This is a genomic window from Thalassolituus sp. UBA2009 (assembly GCF_002335285.1).
Lineage (GTDB): Bacteria > Pseudomonadota > Gammaproteobacteria > Pseudomonadales > Oceanobacteraceae > Venatoribacter > Venatoribacter alkanivorans.
Window position 1 is genome coordinate 23,079 of the sequence record NZ_DDCJ01000030.1, and the last position, 9,167, is coordinate 32,245.

General features: G+C 57.9%; 6 protein-coding genes. 5 read left to right on the top strand and 1 reads right to left on the bottom strand.

What is annotated here, in order from left to right:
• Together B3P58_RS03470 and B3P58_RS03475 are read left to right on the top strand one after the other, a co-directional pair.
• Positions 1 to 358, top strand: a 358-nt coding sequence (locus B3P58_RS03470) for a biotin/lipoyl-containing protein (RefSeq protein WP_286716092.1), incomplete at its 5' end; no start/stop codon positions are given.
• A 9-nt stretch (positions 359 to 367) separates the two neighbouring features.
• Entirely contained in the window at positions 368 to 1,669 is a 1,302-nt protein-coding gene (locus B3P58_RS03475; RefSeq protein WP_260998668.1) for a sodium ion-translocating decarboxylase subunit beta, read from the top strand.
• Positions 1,670 to 1,790: 121 nt separating this feature from the next.
• Here B3P58_RS03475 and mqo read toward each other — a convergent pair whose 3' ends face one another.
• Positions 1,791 to 3,269, bottom strand: a complete 1,479-nt coding sequence (mqo, locus tag B3P58_RS03480) for a malate dehydrogenase (quinone) (protein WP_286716093.1) — start codon at positions 3,267 to 3,269, stop codon at positions 1,791 to 1,793.
• A gap of 652 nt (positions 3,270 to 3,921) precedes the next feature.
• Between mqo and gap the strand changes: the two genes are divergently transcribed.
• The 3 genes from gap to B3P58_RS03495 all read left to right on the top strand — a co-directional run.
• Positions 3,922 to 4,917, top strand: coding sequence for a type I glyceraldehyde-3-phosphate dehydrogenase (gene gap / locus B3P58_RS03485; protein WP_286716094.1), 996 nt, complete (start codon positions 3,922 to 3,924; stop codon positions 4,915 to 4,917).
• 143 nt (positions 4,918 to 5,060) lie between these two features.
• Entirely contained in the window at positions 5,061 to 7,817 is a 2,757-nt protein-coding gene (locus B3P58_RS03490) for a cation-translocating P-type ATPase (RefSeq protein ID WP_286716095.1), read from the top strand.
• Between the two features lie 156 nt (positions 7,818 to 7,973).
• The coding region (locus tag B3P58_RS03495) for a DUF1566 domain-containing protein (RefSeq protein WP_286716096.1) at positions 7,974 to 9,167 on the top strand (1,194 nt) is incomplete at its 3' end.

Here is a 9,167-nt window from a genome sequence, read left to right on the forward strand (position 1 = left end):
CACCATCACCGTCGATGGCAACGAATACGTTGTTAAAGTCGATGAGGGCGGCGATGTCACTCAGCTGGCCGCGGTTAACGGTGCGCCAACCTCTCTGGGTGGTTCTGCCGCGGCTGCTGGTGCTGCTCCGGTTGCAGCCGGTGGCGGTGATCCGGTGGCTTCGCCACTGGCGGGTAACATTTTCAAAGTGATGGTTCAGCCTGGTGATCAGGTTGCAGAAGGTGATCTGGTGATCATTCTTGAAGCCATGAAAATGGAAACCGAAATCCGTGCACCCAAGGCAGGTACCATTGGCAGCGTAAATGCCAAAGAAGGTTCAGCTGTCAAAGTGGGCGACACTCTGTACACAATCGGGTAAGGAGCTGTCATGCATAGTCTGATTAACCTGTGGCACGATACAGGGCTTTATCATATCGAACCGGGCCAGATCATTATGATGCTGGTCGGCTTCGCTATGTTATTCCTGGCGATCAAAAAAGGCTTTGAGCCTTTGCTGCTGCTGCCGATTGCCGTTGGTACGCTGATGGTCAACATTCCGGGTGCGGGTATGGGCTGGTCTGCAGCCGAAGCCGCTATCCGTGGTGGTGATGCGGCGCTGCTGGCGCAATTCCGCGAGCTGTTTGGCCTGGCAGCCAATGCCGATGTTGGCGCGATGCTGGAGGCTTATCACCACGCGGGTGTGGCCGAATACAACAAAGCGCTGAGCATGGGTGCGGCCGCCGGTTTCGAACACGGCATGCTGTACACCTTTTATAAGGTCACTATTGCCAGTGGTATTGCTCCGCTGCTGATCTTTATGGGTGTGGGCGCGATGACCGACTTCGGCCCGCTGCTGGCCAACCCGAAAACCCTGCTGCTCGGCGCTGCCGCCCAGTTTGGTATTTTCGGTACGCTGTTCGGTGCTGTCTGGATGACCGATATCGGCCTGATGGACTTCACCATGCAGCAGGCTGCGGCGATTGGCATTATCGGTGGTGCGGACGGTCCGACGTCCATCTTTATTGCCTCCAAGCTGGCGCCTGAACTGCTGGGTGCGATTGCGGTAGCGGCTTACTCTTACATGGCTCTGGTGCCACTGATTCAGCCACCGATCATGCGTGCGCTGACCACTGAAAACGAGCGTAAGATTGCCATGAGCCAGCTGCGCACCGTAACCAAAGCCGAGAAGATCGTTTTCCCGATTGCGGTTCTGGTTCTGGTTGCTCTGTTGCTGCCTTCTGCAGCGCCGCTGCTGGGTATGTTCTGCTTCGGTAACCTGATGAAAGAATCCGGTGTGGTTGAGCGTCTGAGCGATACCGCGCAGAACGCCCTGATCAACATCGTGACCATCTTCCTCGGTCTGTCGGTGGGTTACAAAATGAGCGCAGACGCTTTCCTGAATGGCAGCACGCTGGCCATTATTGCACTGGGTCTGGTGGCTTTCTGTGTGGGTACTGCGGCTGGTGTTCTGATGGCAAAACTGATGAACAAGCTGAGCAAAGAGCCGATCAACCCGCTGATTGGTTCCGCTGGTGTATCGGCAGTGCCGATGGCGGCCCGCGTATCCAACAAAGTGGGTCTGGAATCTAACCCGCAGAACTTCCTGCTGATGCACGCGATGGGCCCGAACGTGGCTGGTGTTATCGGTTCGGCGGTCGCTGCCGGGGTGATGATTTCCTACTTCGGTTAAGTGCTGTTGCGGGCTTGCCCGCACATCACAGCCCATAAAAAAACGGCGTCTGTAGAAATACAGACGCCGTTTTTTTATATCGCTTTTTTGTGCATTTTCAGCACTGCTGCTGAAGCTGAAATTACTTCAGCTTCAGGGTTGTCAGCGTATGTTCGCGGATGCTGTTCAGCAAGGCTTCGTTGGTTTTCAGATCTTCGCCATAGGACGGAATAATCTCTTTTAACCGGGCTTTCCACTCGCTCTGCATTTTGTCTTTAAAGCAGCGTTCCAGTACTTCGATCATCGCCTGTACCGATACCGATGCACCCGGAGAAGCTCCAAGCAGAGCGGCTAAGCTGCCGTCTTTGGCAGCGACCAGTTCGGTACCGAATTCCAGCTTACCGCGGCCTTCAGCATCTTTCTTGATGACCTGTACGCGCTGTCCGGCTTCGGCCAGGGTCCAGTCTTCATCTTTGCAGCTCGGGAAGTAACCACGCAGGGTTGCTACGCGGTCTTCGTGTGACTGCATCACTTCGCTGATCAGGTATTTGGTCAGATCCATGTTGTTAATGCCAACCGACATCATCGGCAACAGGTTGCTGATGCTGACCGATTTCAGCAGGTCGAGCTTGGAGCCTGCTTTCAGGAACTTGGTGGTAAAACCGGCATAAGGTCCGAACAGCAGGGCTGGTTCGCCATTGATGATACGGGTATCCAGATGCGGTACCGACATCGGGGGCGCACCGATAGCGGCTTTACCATATACCTTGGCGTGGTGCTGGCTGACGATGGCCGGGTCTTTACATACCAGCCACTGGCCGGAAACCGGGAAGCCGCCATAACCGTTGGCTTCGTCGATACCGGATGCCTGCAGCAATGGCAGTGCGCCACCGCCGGCACCGAGGAAGACGAATTTGGCATTAATTGTTGAAGCTTTGCCGCTCTTGCGGTCATTCACGCGGACAAACCAGCTGCCGTCGTGGGAATGGTCAAAATCATCCACTTCATGGTTCAGCAGCAGGCTGAAGCTTTCTTTTTCCTGCAGGCGTTTTACTAGATTGCGGGTCAGCGAGCCGAAGTCGACATCGGCACCGTGCAGCACGCGGGTAGCCGCCACTTTTTCGGACGGGTCACGTCCTTCCATCACCAGTGGCATCCACTCACGCAGCACCGCCGGGTCTTCGCTGTATTCCATCTCTTTAAACAGATGGTGAGCGCTCATTTTGGCGTGACGCTGGCGCAGGAAGGCAACGTTATCTTCGCCCCAGACAAAGCTCATATGCGGTGTCGGGTTGATGAACTGGGTAGGTTCCGGCAGTACGCCGTTTTCCACCATGTGCGCCCACAGCTGCAACGACACTTCGAAGTTGGCGTTGATCACCAGTGCGCGGTCAATGGCGACATTGCCCTGGGCATCTTCGGCGGTGTAATTGAGTTCGCAGTAGCCTGCGTGACCGGTACCGGCGTTGTTCCAGCCGTCGGTACTTTCGTGAGCAACATGGTCCAGACGTTCGACCATAGTGATTTTGAGTGATGGGTCCAGCTTGGTAAGCAGGGTTCCCAGGGTAGCACTCATGACCCCGCCTCCGACGAGGAGCACATCGACTTTTTGTATAGTCATGGATTTCGCCTTTAAATCAGAAAATCAAAATCTGCGTGCATGCCAGACAACTGGCGTCCCCATGGACATTGGCTGATAGCCTTCTGGCCTGAATTCTGCCGGGGCTTGTGGCCGGGGCAGCGGGGAAGGATAAATCGACGCTTTATACACAGCGCCCTTACGGCTTACAACCGCTAATGAGACAGCTACTACTAATGTATATTGCAGTCGCCGGGAGGCGAACTTTCAACCACAACACGGGTTTTTTCCGTGACTTTCAGTCCCTTCAGGGGACTGGTAGCAGGCCGTCGTCATACACAAAAATCAGTTACCAATCCGGCCATAGCAGAGTCTGGCATTACCACCGGAGGAGCGGGGCAGTAAAACAACGGATGGTTAAGTAAGAAGTGGCTGTGCCGGGGCCGGCTTCCGCTGACTGGCTGAAACCGCTCTATTGCCGCGCGCGGGCAAGGTGTTTCAGCAGGAATGTCAGTTTCCGGAAGACTTCGGTCTTACCACAAACACAGCGACGTTAAGGCCGCGAAAAATACCGGAAACGGCCTGTATGGTCAAACCATTGATCCTGCAACAGGTTGTTCTTTTGTGCCAGATCAAGCGGGCATTCACGCCGCAGCAACTACACTGATAAAACATTCATCAGTGCGGAGTCACTATGCTGCGGATAGCAATTAACGGGTTTGGCCGTATTGGCCGCAATGTTTTACGGGCGCTGTATCAGTCGGGTTTCCGCGAGCAGATACAGGTGGTGGCGATCAACGATCTGGGCGATGCCGAAACCTGTGCGCACCTGCTGGAGTTTGATTCAGTGCATGGGCACTTTAACGCCGATATCCGTCTCGAAGACGGTCTGCTGGTACTGGGGGATGACGCCATCATGCTGTTGCGCGAAGCCGAGCCGCTGAAGCTGCCCTGGGGCGAGCTGGATATCGACATCGTGCTGGAATGCTCAGGGCGTATGACCAGTGCGGTGAAATCCATGGCGCATCTGGATGCCGGTGCCGGCAAAGTGCTGATTTCAGCACCGGCGGAAGATGTCGATGCCACGGTGGTGTTCGGCGTTAACGATAACGTGCTGCAGGCCAGCGACCGCATTGTCTCCAACGCTTCCTGCACCACCAACTGTCTGGCACCGGTGGCGCGGGTACTGCACGAGCAGTTCGGCATTGAAGAAGGCAGCATGACCACCATCCATGCCTACACCAACGATCAGCACCTGCTCGATCTGGGTCATGATGATTTATACCGCGCCCGTGCGGCGGCGCTGTCGATGATCCCGACCCGTACCGGTGCGGCCAAAGCCATTGGTCTGGTACTGCCGGGGCTGGATGGCAAAATTGCCGGTATGGCGGTGCGCGTGCCAACCGCTAATGTGTCGCTGGTGGATCTGGTGCTGCGCGTACACGACACGCCGTCGCGCGATGAAGTGAACGCGGTGATGCGTGCTGCCGCAGCGACCAGCAGCATACTGGATTACAACGACCGTGCGCTGGTGTCGGTCGACTTTAACGGCAATCCGGCGTCCTCCATCTTTGATGCCAACCATACCCATGCACAGGGCCATCTGCTGCATGTGATGGCCTGGTACGACAATGAATGGGGCTTTGCCCACCGTATGCTGGATACCGCACTGGCGATGAGCCGCGCCTGAGTTATCCACTGCCGCGGTGGTTGCTGGTCGGTTCCGGCCGGTAGCCGCCACTGGCGTAACTTGCCTGCCATATTCTTGACCCGCCGCAACCCCTATCTCCTGCAGAAACGGCACACTGAACAGCCTAATTTCAGGACGAAGCTATGACTCTTGCCCGCGACCGCAAAACCGCCGATCGGCTTGTTGATGACCCCACCTCTATGGCGGCCAGCCAGCTTGCTGTGGCCGAGATCCGCGCCCGGCTGCAGGCACCGGAAGAGGGCCTTAGCAGCAGCGAAGCCGCAACACGGTTACAGCAACTGGGCAGCAACAGTCTGCCGCAGGCGCGCGGACGTTCGTGGTGGCAGCGCTTATGGGCACAGATCAGTAATCTGCTGATTCTGGTGCTGCTGTCGGCGGTGGTAATTACCGCGCTGCTTGGCCACACCCTCGACAGTGTGGTGATTCTGGCGGTGGTGATTTCCCAGGCGCTGATCGGGCTGGTGCAGGAGGGCCGTGCAGAACAGGCGCTGGCGGCTATCCGCCATATGCTGGCACCAGCGGCCAGTGTGATCCGCGATGGTCACAGCCAGCGCATTGCCGCCGCCGATCTGGTGCCCGGCGATACGGTGCTGCTTGAACCCGGCGACCGGGTTCCGGCGGATATCCGTCTGGAACGTTGCCACAGCCTGAGTCTGGATGAGGCCATTCTGACCGGTGAATCGCTGGCGGTGGAAAAACAGCCAGAGGCTCTGGCCGCCGCCAGTGCGCTGGGGGATCAGACCAATATGGCCTTTTCCGGCACGCTGGTGGTGCGCGGTACCGGCCGCGGTGTGGTGGTGGCCACCGGCAGCCGTTCAGAAATCGGCCGCATTTCAGGCTTATTGCAGCAAACAACCGGCTTACAAACCCCGCTGCTGGCACAGATGGATCGCTTTGCGCGGCTGATGGCAACGCTGGTGCTGGCCGGTGGCTTACTGATTCTGCTGCTTGGCCACTGGCTCAGCGGGCTGCCATTTGCCGATTTATTTATTGCCGTTGTCGGTCTGACGGTGGCGGCTATTCCGGAAGGGTTACCCGCCATTCTGTCGATTACCCTGGCCGTGGGAGTGCGGCGTATGGCCAAACGTCAGGCCGTGGTGCGGCGCATGCCGGCGATTGAAACCATTGGTGCGGTGTCGGTGATCTGCTCGGATAAAACCGGCACCCTGACACGCAACGAAATGATGGTGGCGGCCCTGGCCTGTGGCGTTCATTACCGCCAGGTGCGCGGTGATGGCTACGCCCTCGATGGCGGACTGGATGAACCCTTGCCAGAAGCGCTGCAGACACCGCTGATGCTGGCGGCGGCACTGTGTAACGATGCCAGTCTGCAGGCCGCCGAAGGTACGGTAAAAATTCACGGCGACCCGATGGAAGCCGCGTTGCAGGTGCTGGTCCACCGGCTGGATGGTGATCCGGTGCGTCTGGCGCAGCACTGGCCACGGCGTGACGAAATTCCCTTTGATGCCGAATACCGCCTGATGGCAACGCTGAATCACAACCATCAGGGGCGGCATGTGCTGTGGGTAAAAGGCGCGCCGGAAGCACTGCTGCAGCGTTGCCGCCAGCAGCTGGATGACGCCGGTAACAGCGTGGCCCTGCAAACCGGATACTGGCTTGAGATGATTGAGCGGCTGGCCGCCGATGGCCAGCGGGTACTGGCTCTGGCCTGCAAAGAATACAGCGGCAGTGAGCTGGAAATGTCCGATCTCAATGAGCTGCAGCTGATCGGTCTGGTCGGCTTAATGGACCCGCCGCGCGCCGAAGCCATTGCTGCGGTGGCGGAATGCCATGCCGCCGGTATTGCGGTGAAAATGATCACCGGCGATCACGCGCTGACCGCCAGTGCCATCGCGGCAAGGCTGGGGCTGAGTAACAGCGCTGAGGTACTGACCGGCAAACAACTGGACGAGCTGGATGATCAGGCGCTGCAGGATTGCGTCGGGCGGGTGAATGTTTATGCCCGCACCAGTCCGGAACATAAGCTGCGGCTGGTGCAGGCGCTGCAGAGCAGTGCTGATATTGGCGCTGACAGTGGTAATCAGCGCGCTAATGATCAGGGCGGCGCCGTGGTGGCGATGACCGGCGATGGCGTGAACGATGCGCCGGCACTGAAAGCCGCCGACGTGGGCATTGCCATGGGACACAAAGGCTCGCAGGCGGCGCGTGAAGCCTCGGCGGTGGTGTTGCTGGACGACAACTTTGCCAGTCTGGTGGCTGCGGTTAAGGAAGGCCGCACGGTTTATCAGAACCTGAAAAAAGGCATCGCCTTTATGCTGCCGATTAACGGCGGTGAATCCATTAGTCTGGTGGTGGCGCTGTTGCTGGGGCATACCCTGCCGATTTCAGCGCTGCAGATTCTGTGGGTAAATATGATCAGCTCGGTGATTCTGGCCATGACTCTGGCGTTTGAGCCGGCCTTACCCGGCATGATGCAGCAGCCACCCCGTGCCCGCTTCGAGCCTCTGCTCAGCCGGCGTCTTGCCTGGCAGGTACTGAAGGTGTCGTTGCTGTTTCTGGCCGGTATTTTTGCCGCCTGGCACTGGGGGATGGCGCATTCCGGCAGCGAAGCCTTTGCCAGTACCGTGGCGGTAAATGCGCTGGTGGCGATGGAGTTATTCTATCTGTTTGCGGTGCGTTACCCGCCGGGGCAGGCCATCAGCTTACAGGGTTTTAAAGGTACGCCGGTGATCTGGGCGGCCATTGCGGCGCTGATTGTGATGCAGTCTTTATTTAACTGGCTGCCGCTGTTTCAGCGTACCTTTAACAGCAGCGCGCCGGATATTGCAGCGCTGCTGGCGGCGGCGGGCTGTGGCATCGTACTGTTACTGATACTGCAGATGGAAGGCTGGGTGAGCAGGCGCTTTCAGGCCCGCTGATCTGATAACCGTAAAACGGTCTTCACTACCCCTAAGCGAGAGTCAGTTCTGCAATATTGGTTTTTATTCGTGCAATAATGCGCGCTTTCCATAAGTCGTTGTTTTCTTATGTTCAGTCGTTATTTTCCTTCATCTTCTGTCCGGTTTCCGGCTGTTATGGCTGTGTTTGCCCTTTCTCTGCCGGGGCTGACAGGTTGCGATAGTGACACTCGGGCCGATAAAACCCCGCAGGTAAAATCCGCTGCTGAACCGCGTCTGGGCTTCTCGGCCCTGCCACCGATTCCGCAACTGCATGAACGTGCACTGGTTGAAGGGCAGCTGGCACTGGCGGCAACAACGGTCGACTGGTCTGGTTTTCGGGTGCAGTGGCTGTTTGATGATGAACCTGTGGGTGAGGCGGTAAGCGTTGCAGCTGACGGCCACTTCCGCCTGCCGCGACCAGTACAGGATGCTCCGGCCGGACTCTGGGCCGAAGCCTGGTCCGGCGCTTATCGTTTACGTGGTCGCCCGGACGAGCACGGGCAGTTGCAGCTCAGTGCACTGAGCACTGCCCGTGCGGCCCTCAGTAATGGCAGCCGTGCCGAACCGGCCAATCCACAGCTGGAACCGCTGCATAATATTCTGCATGCCGTCTTGCTGGAGGGGATCAGTGACGGTGCGGATACAGCGGCGGCTCATCCTGCCGGACCGCTGCTGACGCACTATCAGAGCAGCTGGCAACTGGCACAGGTGCTGGCGCGCAGCCCGGTACACCGTATTGGTTTTCAGCTGCGTCATCAGCAGGCACTGGCCGACAGTTTTGCCTTGCTGCATCAGCGGCCGGATTTTGGCCATGGCGATTTATCTGAACAACAACGTATGGTGCGCCTCGACCGCTGGGGCACCCCACTGCGCTGGCAGCACCGGCCGTATCAAGAGCAGGCCTGGGGCTGTGTCGATTACCTGCAGCTGGGACAGCGCTGGCTGGTCAGCGAAGAATCGGCCACCGCGCTGACTCTGAATGCGCTGCAGCAGCGTCTGGAGGCATTATCGCAGCAGCATTTCTGTGGCCAGGATCAGTGGCGTCTGCCGACGGTGAATGAATTACACAGCCTGATTAATCATGATAATGGCGGCTGGGCGTTTCCGCTCAGCCTGCCGTTTGCCGGCAGCGATATTTACTGGGTTCAGGATGAGCAGGGGCAGGCACAGATTTTTGATCTGCAGCGCAACAGGGTTATTTCTGATGGTAAGCAGGCGCACTGGCTGCCACTGGTGGTAAGAGGCGAGGAATATTCCATGCGCTCGCAGAACCGGCGCTCAGTCAGCAGTAACCGCTCGGATATATTTATGGATTTCTCTGTGCTGCAG